The 19433-nt window shown below is 53.9% G+C and carries 4 protein-coding genes; all 4 read left to right on the top strand.

Annotated features, from left to right (window positions below; all coding sequences use genetic code 11):
- Positions 1 to 4961 (top strand): non-ribosomal peptide synthetase (locus tag NJC38_RS26830; protein ID WP_253117896.1); only part of this gene is annotated, 4961 nt, incomplete at its 5' end.
- 11 nt (positions 4962 to 4972) lie between these two features.
- Positions 4973 to 11491 carry a non-ribosomal peptide synthetase gene (locus NJC38_RS26825; RefSeq protein ID WP_253117895.1) on the top strand — a complete coding sequence of 2173 codons (6519 nt, stop codon included), beginning with the start codon at positions 4973 to 4975 and terminating at the stop codon, positions 11489 to 11491.
- Positions 11488 to 14859 carry an amino acid adenylation domain-containing protein gene (locus NJC38_RS26820; protein ID WP_290447414.1) on the top strand — a complete coding sequence of 1124 codons (3372 nt, stop codon included), beginning with the start codon at positions 11488 to 11490 and terminating at the stop codon, positions 14857 to 14859. The genes NJC38_RS26825 and NJC38_RS26820 overlap by 4 nt, the downstream gene beginning before the upstream one ends.
- A complete protein-coding gene (locus NJC38_RS26815; RefSeq protein WP_253117894.1) occupies positions 14859 to 19076 on the top strand; it encodes a non-ribosomal peptide synthetase in 4218 nt (1405 codons plus the stop codon). The genes NJC38_RS26820 and NJC38_RS26815 overlap by 1 nt, the downstream gene beginning before the upstream one ends.
- The last annotated feature ends 357 nt before the right edge of the window (positions 19077 to 19433 follow it).

The following is a 19433-nucleotide window of genomic DNA, read 5'->3' as shown; positions in this document are numbered from 1 at the left end:
CCAAACCTGATGCCAACCTGTTACAGCAAGAATATGTAGCCCCTCAAAGTGACCTGGAGCAGCAGATCGCCGCGATCTGGCAGGATGTGCTCAAGCTGGAGCGGGTAGGCCTGACCGATAATTTCTTCGAGCTGGGCGGCGACTCGATCATTTCGATTCAGGTAGTCAGTCGCGCGCGGCAGGCCGGCATTCGTTTCACCCCCAAGGAACTGTTTCAGCATCAGACGGTGCAAGGCTTGGCGTCGGTGGCTCGTCAGGGTGAAGAGGGCAGTTTACAGATCGACCAGCGTCCGGTGACTGGCGAAGCTCTCCTTTTGCCCATACATCAGTATTTCTTCGAAGAGGCCATTGAACAGCGTCATCACTGGAACCAGTCGCTGCTGCTCAAACCGGGTCAGCCCCTGGACGGTACGCAGCTTGAGCAAGCCCTTCATGCGCTGATCGTTCATCACGATGCATTACGCCTGGGCTTTACCGAGCAGGCGGATGGTCAGTGGAAGGCACAGTATCGTTCGGTGGACGATCAGCAGAAATCGGTGTTGTGGCAGAAGTCGCTGCAAAGTGCCGATGCACTGGAACAGCTGTGCAACGAAGCCCAGCGCAGCCTGAACCTTCAGGATGGACCACTGATACGGGCGGTTCTGGCGAGCCTTCCTGACGGTAGTCAAAGACTGCTGCTGGCGATCCATCACCTGGCGGTGGACGGGGTATCGTGGAGGATTCTGCTGGAGGACCTGCAGAGCGCTTACACCCAGGTGAAAAACAACCAGCCTGTCAGACTGTCGGCCAAGACCAGCTCAACTCAGGCCTGGGCAGAACAGTTGCAAGCCTATGCGTCGAGTGAGGTCCTGCAACAGGAGCAGGCTTACTGGACAAGTCAATTGCAGGGTGTCTCGGCCGAGCTGCCATGTGATTACCCGGGCGGCAGCCTGCAAGGTACAGCAGGTACCCATGCTACGACCCGTCTGGATCAGGATTATACCCGCAAACTGCTGCAGGACGCGCCGGTGGCTTACCGTACGCAGATCAACGACCTGTTACTGACAGCGCTAGCCCGGGTGATTGCTCGCTGGACCGAGCGGGTGGATGTACTGATACAGCTGGAAGGCCATGGTCGTGAAGACCTGTTCGAGACAATCGATCTGACCCGCACCGTGGGCTGGTTCACCAGCATGTTCCCGGTAAAGTTGACGCCACAGGCCGCTCTGGTTGACTCGATCAAACAGATCAAGGAACAACTGCGTGCCATACCTGAGAAAGGGATCGGCTTTGGCGCGCTGCGTTATCTGGGCAGCGAAGCCTCCCGTCGGGCGTTGGCTGAGCTGCCGCAGCCAAGGATCACTTTCAATTATCTGGGGCAGTTCGATGGCAGCTTCAATGATGAAAACATTGAGCAGGACTCGGCTTTTCTGACTCCGGCAGGAGAGGCCAGTGGCGACCCACAAAGTCTGGAAGCACCCTTGGGCAACTGGTTATCGATCAACGGCCATGTCTATGGCGGTGAGTTGAACCTGAACTGGAGCTTCAGCCGGGACATGTTTGCTCACGCGACCATCCAGCGTCTGGCCGATGAATACGCAATGGAACTGAAACAGCTGATTGAGCACTGCAGTGCCGAGACAACGGCCGGAGTAACGCCATCGGACTTCCCGCTGGTACAACTGAGCCAGGTACAACTGGATGCACTGCCGATTTCTGCTCGCGATATCGAGGACATTTATCCGCTCTCGCCGATGCAGCAGGGGATGTTGTTCCATACGTTGTACCAACAAGAGGCCGGTGACTACATCAATCAGATGCGGGTTGATGTACGGGGTCTTGAGGTACAACGTTTCCGTCAGGCATGGCAGGCGGCACTGGAAACTCATGACATCCTGCGCACCCGCTTTATATGGGAAGGCCTTGAGCAGCCTGTACAGGTGGTTTGCAAGCCGATGGAGTTGCCATTTGCCGAGTATGACTGGCGTGCTCAGGTCGAGCGGTCGGCCGCACTGGATACGTTGGCTGAAGCCGAACTCAAACAGGGCTTTGAGCTGGGTCATGCACCTTTGCTCAGGCTGGTGCTGGTGCGAACCGCCGAGGATGCGTATCACCTGATCTACACCAGTCACCATATTTTGATGGATGGCTGGAGTAACTCGCAGTTACTGGGCGAGGTACTGCAGCGCTATGCCGGTCAGGTACGGGGGCAGACCCCCGGCAAATACCGCGACTATATTGCCTGGCTGCAACGTCAGGACAAGGCCGTGAGCGAAGCGTTCTGGAGCGGGCAACTGAAGAGGCTTGATGAGCCGACGCGGTTGGCGCAGGCGGTAAAAGCGAGCACCCCGAATTTGCCTGTAGATGAAAAACACGGCAGCCATGGAGACCTGTTTCATGTGCTGGACAAGGAGAAAACCCGGCGTTTGGGCGAGTTTGCCCGTCAGCAGAAGGTAACGATAAACACCGTGGTGCAGGCGGCATGGTTACTGTTGTTACAGCGTTACACCGGACAGGACACAGTGGCATTCGGCGCGACAGTGTCTGGCCGCCCTGCAGAGCTTAAGGGGGTAGAGCAACAGGTAGGGTTGTTCATAAACACGTTACCGGTCATCGCTGCCCCGAGACCTGAACAGCCTTTGGGTGAATGGCTACAACAGGTGCAAGCACAGAATCTGGCTCTGCGCGAGCAGGAGCACACCCCTCTGTTCGAGATTCAGCGCTGGGCAGGGCTGGGTGGCGAGGCACTGTTCGACACACTATTGGTATTTGAAAATTACCCGATTTCTGAGGCATTGGAGCAAGGTGCGCCGCCAAGTCTGGTGTTCAGTGAAGTAGAAACTCACGAGCAGACCAACTATCCGCTGACACTGGCCATGGGGCTGGGGGAGGAACTGAGCTTTCACTACAGTTATGCCCACGATTATTTCGGTAAGGCGAGTATCGCGCGCATCGCTGAACAACTGGTTCATCTGCTGATTGATGGTCTTGGGCATGCCGAACGGGCGGTAGGCGATCTGGCGTTGTTGGACGAAGCGCAACAGCAGCAGGTAGTGCAGGACTGGAATCCTGCTCCGGTGCACTATGCGAGTGAGCGGTGTATTCATCAGGTGATTGAAGATCAGGTGGCCAGGACTCCGAATGCTGTGGCTTTGGCGTTTGGTGATCAGTCGCTGAGCTATGTTGAGCTTAATCGCCGTGCCAACCGCCTTGCGCACAAGCTGCGCGAACTGGGTGTGGGGCCGGACGTGCTGGTAGGGCTCTCAGTGGAGCGCAGCCTGGAGATGGTTGTCGGCTTGCTGGCGATCCTCAAGGCAGGAGGTGCCTATGTGCCGCTGGATCCGGAATATCCCGAAGACCGTCTGAAATATATGATGGATGACAGCGGTGTCAGGCTGCTTTTGACCCAGTCGTATCTTCAAAAGCAATTACCGGTTCTGCAACATATTGAGGTACTGAATCTTGACGAGATCGCTGCAGGCCTTGAGGTTTACAGCGAGGCCAACCTGATTAATATCACCCGTCCAGCCAATTTGGCTTATGTAATTTACACCTCCGGTTCAACGGGCAAGCCCAAGGGCACTTTGTTACCGCATCACAACGTCATGCGTCTTTTTCAGGCCACAAATGACTGGTTCCATTTCGATGATCAAGACGTCTGGACGGTGTTTCACTCCTACGCCTTCGACTTCTCGGTGTGGGAACTGTACGGCGCGCTGCTATATGGTGGCAAAGCGGTTGTCGTGCCGAAGGATGTGATGCGCTCGCCGGAAAGTTTCCATGCACTGTTGTGTCGCGAACAAGTAACGGTGTTGAGTCAGACACCGTCTGCGTTCAAACAACTGATTCCGGTAGCTTGCGTTAGCGAGAAGTCACTGGCTCTGCGCTACGTCGTCTTTGGTGGTGAAGCGTTGGATGTTGGCAGTCTCGCTTCATGGTTTGATCGATTCGGTGATCATGCTCCGCAATTGATCAATATGTATGGAATTACCGAGACTACGGTGCATGTGACATACCGGCCGTTGTCCAGATCTGACGTGCAACAAGCCTTGATCAGCCCGATTGGCGAGGCGATACCTGACTTGTCCTGGTACTTGCTGGACGGACAGCTTAATCCTGCGGTTCCAGGTGTGCAGGGTGAGTTGCATGTCGGTCGTGCTGGCCTTGCCCGCGGATATCACAACCGTCCTGCATTGACTGCCGAGCGTTTCATCCCTGATCCCTTCGATACCAGCGAGCTGGGCGGTAGCCGTTTATATCGGAGTGGTGATCTGGCCCGTGCTCAGGTTGGTGGTGTGGTGGAGTACGCCGGCCGCATTGACCATCAGGTGAAGATCCGAGGTTTCCGTATCGAGCTGGGTGAGATCGAAATCCGGCTCAAAGAGCATGCCTGGATTCAAGAGGCTGTGGTGCTGAATGTCGATGGTCAGGTTGGCCCTCAACTGGTGGCCTATCTGGTTCCGGTGGTTGATCAGCAGGGCGACGAAAAGCAATCTGCGTTGCGTGAGCATTTGCGTAGAGAACTGAAGGCGGTGATGCCTGATTATATGGTGCCAGCGCACTTCGTATTTCTGGAACATTTGCCCTTGACGGCAAATGGCAAGCTGGATCGCAAGGTACTGCCCAAACCGGATGCCAGCCAACAGCAACAGATCTACGTCCAGCCGCAGAGTGAGCTAGAGCAAGAAATTGCGGCCATCTGGGCGCACGTACTGCAGGTTGAGCGTGTCGGGTTAAATGATAATTTCTTTGAACTGGGCGGTCATTCGCTGTTGGCGACCCAGATGATCTCACGCCTGCCTGGTCACTTGGGGCGCGAAGGTGCGCTCAGGCACTTGTTTGAGTACCAATGCCTGGGCGAATTCGTGAGCAATCTGGTGGAGAAATCCAATACAAACGATCCGCTTCAATCGGAATTGGCTAAATCCCTGGAGGCACTCAAACGTCTAAATACGGAGGAAATTGACGAGCTGATTTCATAAGGGGTAATCCAATGCAAGCGTTGCTCGACTCCGTCAAGTCATTGTCCACCAAAGAACGCAAGGCCTTGGCCATCCTGCTTAAGCGTCAGGGGGTAAACCTGTACGGAGTCGCCCCCATTTTGCCAAGAGATCCAGAGGAGACCCTGGCACTTTCGTATGCCCAGCAGCGACAGTGGTTTCTCTGGCAACTGGAGCCACACAGCACGGCGTACAACATGCCAATCGCTCTGCGACTCAAAGGCGACTTGAAGATTCAGGCCTTACGGGCCAGTTTCGAGGCGCTCATTGAGCGTCACGAAGTTCTTCGCACTACTTTCAGGTTGCAAGGTGACCAGGCGGTGCAGGTGATTTCACCTGCTTTTGCTTTAACGCTGACGGTCGAAGACTTACAGGTCAGAGACGGTGATACGCCGGATGAACGGGTCGCGCAATGTGTAGAGTCGGAAACACAACGACCTTTCAATCTTGAAACCGGTCCGCTATTGCGTGTGAAATTACTGCGCCTGGCTGACCAGGATCACGTGCTGGTACTGACCTTGCACCATATTGTCTCGGATGGTTGGTCAATGCCGATCATCGTTGACGAACTGATTCAAGCTTATGAAGCCTTTCGGACCGGAGAGCCTCTGTGCTTGCCGGTACAACCCATTCAGTATGCCGACTACGCCATCTGGCAGCGTAACTTGATGGAGGCGGGTGAGCAGGAGCGTCAGCTTGCTTACTGGGAGCAGAAACTAGGCGGTCAGCAACCCGTTTTGGAGCTGCACGCTGATCACCCCCGCCCAGCCATTCAGAGCTACGCCGGCGCTAATCTGCGCATCGAACTTGAAAGGCACTTGGTGCAGCGCCTCAAACAGTTGGCACAACAGCAAAGTAGTACGCTATTCATGGTATTGCTGGCGAGTTTCCAAACCGTGTTGCATCGTTATTCGGGTCAAGACGATATTCGTGTAGGAGTACCGATAGCTAACCGCAACCGGGCAGAAATCGAGAGCCTGATCGGCTTCTTCGTCAACACTCAGGTGCTTAAAGCAGACTTCACTCTTCAGATGACCTTCATTGAGCTTCTGCAGCAAGTAAAGCAGACAGTTCTTGAAGCTCAAGCGCATCAGGATCTGCCGTTCGAGCGTTTGGTCGATGCCCTGAAGTCAGAGCGTAGTCTGAGCTACAACCCTCTGTTCCAAGTGATGTTTAACCACCAGACCACTTCCAGTCACGCCACTCGGGGGCTGCCAGGTCTGCAAGTGGATAGGGTGCTGTGGGAGGAAAACACTGCGCAGTTCGATCTGTCACTGAGCACAGTCGAGCATGAAACCGGCGTTACCGCTACGCTCACCTACGCGACCGACCTGTTCGAGCGTAGCACCAGTGAGCGCTTGCTGGTTCATTGGACCCATCTTCTGCAAGACATCGTCGCGCGCCCCTTCGGTCAGCTATCCGAGCTGGCTTTGCTTGAGCCACAAGAGCGTCAAAAGATCATCCACGAATGGAACCGCACTGAAGCGGCCTACCCGGCTGAATACTGTCTTCATCATCTGATCGAGCAACAGGTTGTCCGGACGCCGGATAAGACGGCATTGATCTTCTCGGGGCAATCGTTGAGTTATGACGAGTTAAACAGCCGTGCCAATCGCCTTGCCTGCAAACTCCGCGAACTGGGCGTAGGGCCGGATGTGCTGGTGGGTATCTGCGTCGAGCGCTCCAGCGAGATGGTGGTAGGTTTGCTGGCTATTCTCAAAGCTGGCGGTGCGTATGTGCCACTCGATCCGGAATACCCACAGGATCGTCTGGCTTACATGCTGGAACACAGCAATGCTGGATTGCTGCTCACTCAGGAGCGACTTCTGGACAAGCTGCCGACGACCCGTATCACGACGTGGTGCCTGGATCGCGACTGGCCGCAGCTGGACGGATATTGTGTTGATAACCCTGCTGTGGTCTTGCACCCGGAACATACGGCTTACTGCATCTACACCTCGGGTTCGACCGGCAAGCCCAAGGGCGTCACGGTGCCTCATAAAGCGCTCGTGAATTTTCTGTTCAGCATGGCAAGGGATCCTGGTCTGACGGCTGACGACAGAGTTCTGGCACTGACCTCGCTGTCTTTCGACATTGCCGGTCTGGAGCTGTATCTGCCACTGCTTGTAGGCGCCTCTGTGGTGCTGCTGGCCGATCGAGAGAACCAGGATTCGCAAACGTTGCTGAGGCTGATTCAGACGCAGGCGGTGACCACGGTGCAGGCGACCCCCACGACCTGGCGAATGCTGCTGGAGAACGCTCCACCGGAGGCGTTGCGTGATTGCCGACTGCTCAGCGGTGGAGAGGCGCTGGCGCCAGATCTGGCAAGCCGCCTGCTTGAGCGTTCAGAGCAGGTGTGGAACCTGTACGGCCCCACGGAGACCACTATCTGGTCCGGCCTGCATCGCCTGGACCGTCATGAGCCGATACCGCGACTAGGCAAGCCGATTGCCAATACCTGCCTGCACATTGTCGAGCAGGGATTAAATGCTGCACCGGTCGGTGTGGCCGGCGAATTACTGATTGGAGGGGCAGGCTTGGCCCGAGGATACCTGCACCGTTCTGACCTTACAGCAGAGCGCTTTGTGCCGGATCCCTTTGACGCCAGTGGTCAGGGTGGGCGTTTGTACCGCACTGGCGATCTGGCACGTTATCAAGTCGATGGAGTGATCGAATACGTCAGCCGTATCGACGATCAGGTGAAGATTCGTGGTTTTCGTGTCGAGTTGGGAGAGATCGAGGCAAGGCTGCTGGAGCACCCGGCACTACGAGAGGTTGTCGTTATTGCTATTGAGGGGCCGAGCGGGCGACAACTGGCCGCGTATCTGGTGGCGGGGCCGACTGTGCGGGATGCTCAGCAACAGAATCTGCTACGCACCCAATTGCGCGAACAGCTCAACGCCCATTTGCCCAACTACATGGTGCCGTCGTATCTGCTGTTTATGGATAGGCTACCGTTGACGCCAAACGGCAAACTTGACCGCAGGGCGCTGCCCAGGCCGGATGCGAGTCAGCAACAGCAGGTGTACGTGGCGCCGCAGACAGCACTGGAACGGCAGGTTGCGGCGATCTGGGCAGATGTATTGAAGCTGGATAAAGTCGGCCTGACCGACAACTTCTTCGAGCTGGGCGGCCACTCGCTGCTGGCCACTCAGGTGATCTCCCGGTTGCGTCAGGTACTCAATGTCGAGCTGCCACTGCGGACCCTGTTCGAAGCTTCAGTTCTGGCAGAGTTCGTTGCAATGCTCACCGAGGGCACTGCCAGCCAGGCCCCGGCGTTCGAAAAAGTTGATCGTGACCAGCCATTGATGCTGTCTTTCGCCCAGCAACGACAGTGGTTCCTGTGGCAACTGGAGCCGGACAGCGCGGCCTACAACATGGCGATCGCTTTACGCTTTAAAGGTGTCCTGGACCGCGCTGCATTGCAAGGCAGTTTCGATGCTCTGATCGCTCGCCACGAGACATTGCGTACCACTTTCCGTCAGGAAGGCGAGCAAGCAATCCAGATTGTTCATGCCGAACAGGCGCTTGTTATCGACTACGAAGCGCTGAGTAGTGAAGTGGGTGTTCAGGTTCATATTGACGCAGAAATTCAGAAACCCTTCGATCTGGTTTGCGGGCCTTTGTTGCGGGTCAAGCTGTTAGGCCTTGCCGAGCAGGATCATGTACTGGTGCTGACCTTGCACCATATCGTGTCCGATGGCTGGTCAATGCCGCTGATGGTCGACGAATTGGTGAGTTTGTATGAGGGTTACAGTCAGGGACAAACCGAAGTTGTACTGCCGGCCTTGCCAGTCCAGTACGCCGATTATGCCGCCTGGCAACGTAACTGGATGGCAGCCGGCGAACAGGCACGCCAACTGACGTACTGGACCGAACAATTGGGGGGGGACCAACCAGTATTGGAGTTACCTCTGGATCGTCCACGGCCATCGGTGCAGAGCCGGGTCGGGGCCAGCGTGGAGCTTGAGCTGAACGACAATCTGGCGCTCTCGCTCAAGCAACTGGCCCAGCAGCAGGGTGTTACGCCATTCATGGTGCTGCTGGCCTCGTTTCAGACTCTGCTGCATCGTTATTCAGGGCAGGACGATATCCGTATTGGCGTACCTAATGCCAATCGCAACCGAATAGAAACGGAGCGTCTGATTGGTTTCTTTGTAAACACTCAGGTACTGAAGTCTGAATTCGATCTGCATACTACGTTTAACGCCCTGTTGCAGCAGGTCAAGTACACGGTACTGGAGGCCCAGGCGCATCAAGACCTGCCGTTTGAGCAGTTAGTAGATGCTTTACCACTGGAACGTAGCTTGAGCCACAGCCCACTGTTCCAGGTGATGTATAACCACCAGACTCAGGTCAAAGGCTCCGTCAGAGCAATCCGGGGTTTGATGGTCGAAGGACTGGAATGGGAAGATCAGTCGGCTAAATTCGACCTGACTCTGAATACCTTTGAGCATGATGGCGGTTTTGGGGCTTCGTTGAACTATGCAACGGCATTGTTCGATGTATCGACCATCCAGCGACTGGGTCGGCACTGGATCCAGTTGCTGGAACAGTTGGTGCGTCATCCCGAACAACAGATTGCTGAACTACCGTTGTTGAGTGCCAATGAGTACCGGCAAGTTGTTTGTGAATGGAACCGTACCGAGGTTCACTATCCGGCCGTGCAATGCATCCATCAGTTGATCGAAGAGCAGGTTGCAAAAACGCCCGAGGCGACAGCCCTGGTGTTTGGCGAGCACTTACTAGGTTATGCAGAGCTTAACCGGCGTGCCAACCGCCTGGCACACAGGCTGCGTGAGCAGGGTGTGGGGCCGGACGTGCTGGTAGGGATTGCCGTGGAGCGTTCGATCGAGATGGTAGTGGGGCTGCTGGGCATCCTCAAGGCAGGGGGGGCCTATGTGCCGCTGGACCCTGAGTACCCACAGGACCGCCTGAGCTACATGATGCAGGACAGCGGTATCCGATTGCTGCTGACCCAGTCACACCTGCTGGAGCAGTTGCCTGTTCCAGACAGTGTCGAGGTATTGAGCCTGGATGAACTTGCAGAGAGTCTGGCGACCTGCAGTGACGCAAATCCGGTCAATCTCGGCCATCCTGATAACCTGGCCTACGTAATCTATACCTCGGGTTCGACCGGGAAGCCGAAAGGTGCGGGTAACTCGCACAAGGGGCTGTTCAATCGCCTGGCTTGGATGCAGAAGGCCTACAGGCTGGGCAGCAGCGATACGGTCTTGCAAAAGACGCCGTTCAGTTTCGATGTGTCGGTATGGGAGTTCTTCTGGCCGCTTCAGACGGGTGCCTGTCTGGCGATAGCAGAGCCTGGTGTGCACCGCGAGCCTGAGCGCCTGATTGAGGCGATCAACCGCTACGAGGTCACCACGCTGCACTTCGTACCTTCGATGCTTCAAGTCTTCATGGGCAGTGAAGGGGTGGAAAGCTGCCGCAGCATCCGGCGTATCGTCTGCAGTGGCGAGGCTTTACCGGGCGAACTGGCACGTCAGTCACTACACCGGTTGCCACAGGCCGGGGTATTCAATCTTTATGGCCCGACAGAAGCTGCGATTGACGTAACGCACTGGACCTGTGGAGCCGACGAAGGCGCCGGGGTGCCGATTGGCCGGCCAATCGATAATCTCAAAACGCATATTCTGGCCGCTGGTCTGCTTCCAGCGGTGCAAGGCTGTGTCGGTGAACTGTATCTGGGGGGAGTGGGCCTGGCCCGCGGTTATCACCAGCGTGCATCGCTGACAGCTGAACGCTTCGTACCGGACCCGTTCGATGGCAGTGAGCAGGGTGGTGGACGGTTGTATCGCACCGGTGACCTGGCGTGTTATCGAGCCGAAGGGGTCATTCACTATCTGGGGCGTACTGATCACCAAGTGAAGATTCGTGGTTTGCGTATAGAACTGGGCGAAATCGAGGCGAAGCTGCAGGAGCATGCAGCGATCCGTGAATCGGTGGTTGTTGATGTCGAGGGGCCTGGCGGGAAACAGCTGGCAGCGTACGTGGTGGCTGCTGAGTTGGAAATCGAGGTTGCACAACAGAATGACCTGCGCAGCCGGTTACGTGAGCATCTTCAAACCACGCTGCCGGATTACATGGTACCAGCGCATGTGGTGTTCCTGGACAAGCTGCCACTGAGTCCAAATGGCAAGCTGGACCGAAAGGCGTTGCCAAAGCCTGATGCGAGTCAGCAACAGCAGGTGTACGTGGCACCGCAGACGGAGCTGGAGCAGCAGATCGCAGGTATCTGGGCTGAGGTCCTACAGATTGAGCGGGTCGGGTTGCACGATAATTTCTTTGAGCTGGGCGGACATTCTTTGTTGGTTCTTTCCGTGTTGTCTCGTGTGCGTTTGACGTTTGGCGTGACTCTCAACCCTTCTTCGTTATTCCAGAATCCCGTTCTGGAGGCATTTTCCAGACAGTTTGTGCAAGAAGATGTGGATGAACTTGAAGAAAAGTTGAAGCGTCTGGATATGTTCGCCGAAGAGTTAGAGGAGGCACAATGAATACCGAAACTGCACTGAAAATAGCCAAGCGTTTTGTGACGTTACCCACCGAAAAACGCAAAATCTATCTGGAAAAGATGTATGCCGAAAATTTATCTCCTGCCAACCTGCCAGTGCCAGAGGTCCAGTCACTGTTCGACTGTATTCCTCTTTCTTTCGCCCAGCAGCGGCAATGGTTTCTATGGAAGCTGAATCCGGATAGTGCGACATACAACATGCCTGTTGTGTTACGTCTGAGTGGCTCGCTGAGCAAGGAAGCATTGCAGCTAAGTTTCCAGCGCCTTATTGAACGGCACGAAATATTACGTACCACGTTTCATCAACGTAATGGACAACGGGTTCAGGTGGTTCATGCAGCACCGCCTTTTGCTTTGAGCGTTGAGCATCTTTTACCGGAACAGAGCATTGAGGCTTGGGTGGACGATGAGGTGAATCATCCGTTCGATCTTGAGCAGGGCCCGCTGCTGCGGATCAAGCTGCTTGGCCTGGCAGACGACGAATATCTTCTAATACTGACCATGCACCATATTGTCTCTGATGGTTGGTCAATGCCTGTGATGGTGGATGAGCTAGTGTGTTTGTATGAGGCTTACAGTCAAGGACAAACAGAGTTTTATCTTCCTGATTTACCGATCCAATACGCAGACTACGCTATTTGGCAGCGCAACTGGATGGAGGCGGGTGAGCAGGAGCGACAGCTGACTTACTGGCAAGGGCAACTGGGTGGTGAGCAACCGGTGTTGGAGCTGCCTACGGACAGGCCCAGGCCGTTAATTGCGGATCACCGTGGTGCACGGGTAGCCATTGGCTTAAACAATGACCTGGTCGATGGCTTGAAGGCGTTGGCACAGCGCCATGGTGTAACTCTTTTTATGGTGCTGCTCGCCAGCTTCCAGAGTGTATTGCAGCGTTATTCCGGCCAGAACGACATACGGGTAGGGGTGCCAATTGCCAACCGCACGAGAGTGGAGACGGAACGGCTCATTGGCTTCTTCGTTAATACTCAAGTACTCAAAGCCACATTTGAGCTGACGACGACGTTTGATCAGTTGCTGAAGCAAGTTTGTAAGACCGTATTGGACGCGCAGACTTATCAGGACCTGCCATTTGAGCAGTTGGTTGAAGCCTTGCAACCAGACCGCAGTTTGAGCCATAACCCATTGTTTCAAGTAATGTACAACCACCAGACTCAGGTCAAAGGTACTTCCCGGCAGGTGCATGGGCTGAAGGTTGAAGGGTATGACCGGGAGGAACAATCTGCCAAGTTTGATCTGATGCTCAATACCTTTGAGCATGAAAGCGGTATTGGTGCGTCGTTGACATATGCAACGGCGTTGTTCGAGTCCTCTACCATCGAACGGCTTGGGCGGCATTGGGTCATCGTGCTGGAGCAAATGGTACGGGAACCGGAGAAAAAAATTTCTGAGCTGCTGCTGCTGAGCGCTGAGGAATACCAACAGGTGGTTCACGAGTGGAACCCTGCCGACGTCCATTACCCGGCAGCGCTGTGCATCCATCAGTTGATCGAGGACCAGGTTACGAAAACGCCAGAGGCCACAGCTCTGGTGTTTGGTACGCAATCGCTGAGTTATGCCGAGTTGAACCAACGAGCGAATCGGTTGGCACACAAGCTCCGCGCACATGGCGTGGGCCCGGATGTGCTGGTGGGTATTGCTGCACAGCGTTCGATCGAGATGGTGGTCGGACTGTTGGGTATCCTCAAGGCGGGTGGTGCTTATGTGCCGCTGGATCCGGAGTACCCGCATGACCGCCTGAGCTACATGATGCAGGACAGTGGAATTCAGGTACTGCTGAGTCAATCGCATCTATTGGGACAACTGCCTGTTCCAGGTACTGCTCAGGTAGTAAGCCTGGATGAGCTTGCTGACGGTCCGGCCACTTGTAGTGACGTCAACCCGGTTAATTTCTGCCACCCAGATAACCTGGCGTATATGATCTATACCTCGGGTTCGACCGGTAAACCCAAGGGTACCTTACTGACGCATCACAATGTCTTACGCCTGTTTCAGGCTACGGATGGCGTGTTCCATTTCCATGACAAGGATGTCTGGACAGTGTTCCACTCTTATGCCTTTGACTTTTCAGTCTGGGAGTTATATGGCGCTCTTCTATACGGTGGCAGGGCCGTTATCGTACCGAAAGAAGTCGCACGTTCGCCCGAGAGTTTTCATGCATTGCTACATCGCGAACAGGTAACCGTGCTGAATCAGACGCCGTCCGCGTTCAAACAATTGATCCCAGTAGCTTGTGCAAGCGGTCACGCACTGGCCCTGCGCTACGTCGTATTCGGCGGTGAAGCACTGGATGTGGGCAGCCTGGCCCCTTGGTTTGAGCATTTTGGTGATCAAAAGCCGCAATTGATCAACATGTACGGTATCACCGAGACTACTGTGCATGTGACTTATCGGCCACTCTCGAAAAATGATTTGCAGCAGGCTTCGGTTAGCCCGCTTGGCAAAGTGATCCCGGACCTTTCCTGGTATTTGCTGGATGCTCAGCTTAATCCGGTGATTCCGGGTGGACATGGCGAATTAAATATTGGCCAGGCGGGGTTGGCTCGTGGCTATCATAACCGTCCGGCGTTGACCGCTGAACGCTTCATCCCTGATCCGTTCAACTCCAGTAAGCAAGGCGGTGGTCGCTTGTACCGGAGTGGTGACTTGGGGCGTAGTCGTGTCGGTGGAGAGATAGAGTACGCAGGGCGCATTGATCACCAAGTTAAAATACGTGGGTTTCGTATTGAGTTAGGTGAGATCGAAACGCGGATCAAAGAGCACCCAGGCATCCGCGAAGCAGTGGTGCTGGATAAGCATGAGGCTGTGGGCAAGCAACTGGTTGCTTATCTGGTGCCCGTGGCGGGCCAGGACCATTACGATCAGCAACGTGCGCTACGCGAAAGCCTGCGTAACCTATTGAAAGCCGTAATGCCGGATTACATGGTGCCCGCGCATTTTGTGTTTCTGGAATATCTTCCTTTGACCGCTAATGGCAAGCTGGATCGCAATGCGTTACCTCACACTGAGATAGAAAAACTGCAGAGTGAGTATGTGGCACCTAAGAGCGAAGTGGAACAACAGTTTGCGGCAATCTGGGCCGATGAATTGAAAGTGGCACGAGTAGGCCTGGCCGATAATTTCTTTGAATTGGGTGGTCACTCATTGTTGGTGATGAATATTGTTTCACGTGTTCAGGCTGATTTGGGTATGAGTTTGCCCCCTTCATTGTTGTTTAAATATCCTGTTTTAGGTGATCTTTTAAAGGCTGTTGAAGGTGCTCCAGGCAGCAAGGCATCACTAAGTTCTTTAGAGAAAATGAGTGCGTTGCTTGATGATATGGAGGCGGTGTGATGTCTGGTGCCGTAGGTATGCAACTGGTAAGTCGCTTCATTCGACTGCCTGACGACAAGAAGTCTCAGTACTTTCAAGCCATGAAGGCCGAAGGCCTTTCTTTTGAAAGCTTACCCATTCCTGCTGTAAGAGAAAGCTTCAGTGATGTGCCACTGTCCTATGCCCAAGAAAGACAATGGGTTCTATGGCAGCAAGAACCAGACAGCACAGCTTACAACTTATACGCCGCGTTGAGATTGAAGGGTGCGCTTGATATTCGCATTCTGGAACATAGCTTTAATGACTTGATCTGTCGCCACGAGTCATTGCGTACAAATTTTGTACAAGGGGAGAAAGGGCCGAGACAAGTTATACATGAGCATCGAACGCTGGCAATCAAGTGTGAGGAGCTTGATCAGGCTGAGCAACTTCTTGTTCAGTCGGAGGAAGGGCTTCGTAGCGTGCTTGAATGGCGAATGCAGGACCCCTTTGACCTGCAAGTCGATTTGCTCATACGCGTGAATTGTCTGGTAGTAGGCGAAGATGATCATATCTTGATTGTGGTCCAGCATCATATCGTTGCTGATCGTGTTTCCATGCAACTCATGAGCTTTGAGCTGATGAAGCTGTATTCTGCACGCGTGCAGCAGCAAAAGGCTGGCTTGCCTGCACTGCCTATCCAATATGCTGATTATTCGATTTGGCAGCGTAGTTGGCTGGAGGCTGGTGGAAAAGATATTCAGCTTGCCTATTGGAAAGAACGTTTAAAAGACATTCCTTCTCTCTTGGAATTGCCGCTGGATTACCCAAGGCCTGCGAGTAAAAGCTACCAAGGTGAACGGGTGGATGTCGTCATCCCAAGTGAGTTAAGTGCACAGATAAAGCTGTTTGCACAAAACCGTCAGGCCACGCTGTTTATGGTGTTGCTGGCCAGCGTGCAGGTGCTTTTACATCGATACAGTGGTCAGCGTGACATCTGTATTGGCGTACCTAATAGCGGCCGTAATCGGGTGGAGGTTCAAGGGCTTATCGGCTTTTTTGTAAATACGCAAGTGATGAGAAGCACGTTTGATGAAACGCTTGATTTTGATGCGGTTCTGCAGCAGGTAAAGCAGAGTGCGCGGGATGCCCAATTGTATCAGGACTTGCCTTTTGAACAATTGGTTGAGGCATTGCAGCCTCAGCGTAGTCTTGCCCACAGTCCTTTATTTCAAGTCGTTTATGATCATACCAGTAAGGAGGTTATCCCAGGCTACAGCGAGGGTGTCGATGAGGAAGCGTCAGCTCATGATACATATCTTCAGATCGAGGGGCTTGCTTGGGAGCAGAAGACGGCTCGGTTCGATCTGACTTTCAAGACATATGAGCGTGGCGATGAAATAGGGGCACATATCGTATATGCAACTGACTTGTTCGTGAGTGCGACGATTGAGCAAATGGCGACTCATTGGATCAACGTGTTGTCTGCTGTCGTAGCTACACCGAGCCGAATGATCAGTGAGCTGCCACTGCTTACTGTAGATCAAGCACATCTACTCCAGTCGAATCGCAATGGGCGTGCGTCATTGACGTGTTCGGTCCATGAGCGAATTGAGCGGCATGCGGAACAGGCACCTGATTCAATCGCCATCGTGTCGGAACATCGCAGTCTGACCTACCAGGATCTGAATCAGCAAGCCAACCAACTGGCCCGATGCCTTATTCAACAGGGCGTGGGTTCTGATAAAACAGTTGGATTGATGATGCCGCGTTGCGTCGAGATGGTGGTAGGGATACTGGCAATATTGAAAGCAGGTGGGGCGTATGTGCCGATCGAGTCCACCTGTACGGCACAGCGCCTGAACTATGTTATTGAGGACAGCGGTATCGATGTACTCGTTGTCCTGACGGAAGCTGACATGGTCGCCTTGGGTGGATTAAGTATTTGTGTTCTGGCGCTGGAGAACAGGCTTGATACGGTCGATCTAACAGCAGGCAGTAACGTCCAGGCAACAGTGGTTCCTCAGCACTTGGCTTATGTGATCTATACGTCAGGATCTACCGGGCAGCCCAAGGGCGTCGCGGTGTCTCATGGCGCCCTGTCGGGTTATATAGAGGGGCTTCAGGAAAAAAGAGTATTGGCCAATCTACGCAGTCTGGCATGGGTTTCTACGGCCGCTGCGGATTTAGGGCATACCGTATTGTTCGGTGCTCTTTGCAACGGCATTACATTGCATGTTATTGATGCTGAGATGTCCATGGACGGGCAGCGCCTGGGCGAGTATTTGCATCACCATGACGTGGATGGCATGAAGATTGTCCCGTCACACCTGAGTGCGCTGATGCAAAGTGATGAGCGTGGGTGGATCATCCCGAAACGTGGCTTGATTCTGGGCGGTGATGTGTCTTCTCCCGAGCTGGTATCAAGTATTTTTAAAATAATGCCCTCTTGCAATGTGTTTAATCATTATGGGCCAACGGAAACAACGGTCGGTGTGTTGGCCACCTCGCTTTCTTTTCCTGTCCCAGGGCAGAAGATTCCGCTCGGAAGCCCTTTATCTGGAGCACAGGTTTATATTCTTGATACCTTTTTGCAGCCTTCACCTGCCGCAGGTGAGCTGTACGTCGGTGGAGATTGTCTGGCCCGGGGGTATATCGGGAAGCCTGGTCTCACCGCCGAGCGTTTTGTTCCTGATGCTTTCGGTGGCTTGGAGGGCGGGCGTTTATACCGTACAGGCGATCAAGTTCGCAGGGGGCGAAGCGGGCTTATTGAGTACATCGGAAGGATAGATAACCAGGTCAAAATTCGTGGTTTCCGAGTAGAGGTCGGTGAAGTCGAAACCTATTTACAAGCGTTGCCACAGGTTCGTGAAGCGGTTGTCATCGCTCAGCAGGGCGTCGGCGGTACCCAGTTGGTTGGTTTTATTGTGCCTTCTCTCGAGGTGGATGAGGCTACTCTCCGAGAGCAGATTAAGGTCGCCTTCAAGGCTAGCCTCCCGGACTATATGGCACCCACGCAATGGGTCTTCTGTCAGGAATTACCACTCACGGCCAACGGTAAATGGGATCGTCAAGCGTTGTCAGCAAAAGCTCTCTCAACGCCCGTTACGAAAAATGATGCTGTCGAAGAGGACGTGTCAGCCTTGGAGCAGACAGTCGCCGAGGTGTGGAAGGCGATTCTCAAGTGTGACCGAGTGGGTGTTCAGGATAATTTTTTCGAGCTGGGGGGCGATTCAATCCTGGCTATCAGGATGGTGGGTGCTTTGCGGAAAGCCACCCAATCGAAAGTAAATTTCAAGGATGTACTTCGCTATCAAACAGTCGGTGAGTTGGCAGGGTTCTTGGACAAAACTGTTTCGCAAGCACCCTCGAAAACTAGTAGTTTGGTGAAAATGGGAGTCGGAAAAACGACCGAGCCAAAACTGTTCTGTGTTCATCCGGCAGGTGGAAATGTTTATTGTTATCAGCCGCTGTCTATCAAACTGCAAGGGCACGCACAAGTCTACGGAATTTCTTATGTTGCCGGGGGGGCCAACGAAGCGGGCATGACTTGGGGTCGCTTGGTTTCAGGGTATGTCAATGATGTGGTTCGTGCTCAGCCGGATGGACCTTACCACCTCTTGGGTTATTCCTTGGGAGGGACGTTGGCGATTGATATTGCTCACGCGCTAGAAGCCGCCGGAAAGAAGGTAGCCTTTCTAGGCTTGGTTGATATGAAATTGCCGGCGGACATCGACGTGTTGAACATCAATCCATCGACTGTCGAAAATGATGCCGCTCGGGGTCAGGCAGTGGATGAGTTGACAAAGGTGGTCAACTATTTTTGTGTGTTGTATCCCGATAGAGCTACAGAAGTGGAACAGTTAATGGAGACTGCGGCGGATATCGATTACACATTCTTTATTGGGTGGGCGGCGAACCGCGTAGGTATCAGCACGGTACAGTTTGAGGCGTTTTTCAAAGAAGCGATCGTCGAACATGAAATTGTTGAGGGTTTCAACACGTTGGAGCGGCTTAATCTGTTGTTTGAGTCCTTCGTGGTTCGGCCGGTTTCCGTACGTCCGTCCTTGTGGTGGTCCTCTGTTTTAAGAAACGATGCGTCTATTGAGTCAGTCGAGCAGGCATTAAAGACGAGCCTGTTTGTTAATGGCTTCAGAGAGACGCTCAGTGTCCCCGAAAGGCATGGTGCAATGATTGTGAATGAGGCTGTACTTGCCTCGATTACGTCTGCTTTCACTACCGCTTTAAAAGAAATGTGAACGTCAGTCGTTGATAGGTTATGGCGGATTGATCAACGCTCGTTTGATGGTGCTTCATTGCACTCCTGGAGATAAGCGCGCGATAAACCCCACCTTTACAGGGTGGGGTTTACTGTCATTGCAATAACCTCACATACCCTGCCTCCCAAGCCCCAACCGGATCCCCGATGCTGAGCTCCTGAAACCTCTCAGGAGCCAGCAGCTCATGATGCGTTACGAAGCCAAAGTCGAAAAAGTCTATCTCTACCTCAACCCCGACGACTTCTGAACGTCTATCGACGGCCTGGCCGTCCTGGTCGAGCTGGATATCCTGTTTGACTACTCGACCAATCGTGATCAGGAAGTTGCTTCACGCCT

Source organism: Pseudomonas sp. 21LCFQ010 (assembly GCF_024129905.1).
In the GTDB taxonomy this organism is placed as follows: Bacteria; Pseudomonadota; Gammaproteobacteria; order Pseudomonadales; family Pseudomonadaceae; genus Aquipseudomonas.
The sequence above is the reverse complement of the archived record's forward strand: the minus strand, read 5'-3'. Positions and strand labels throughout refer to the sequence as shown.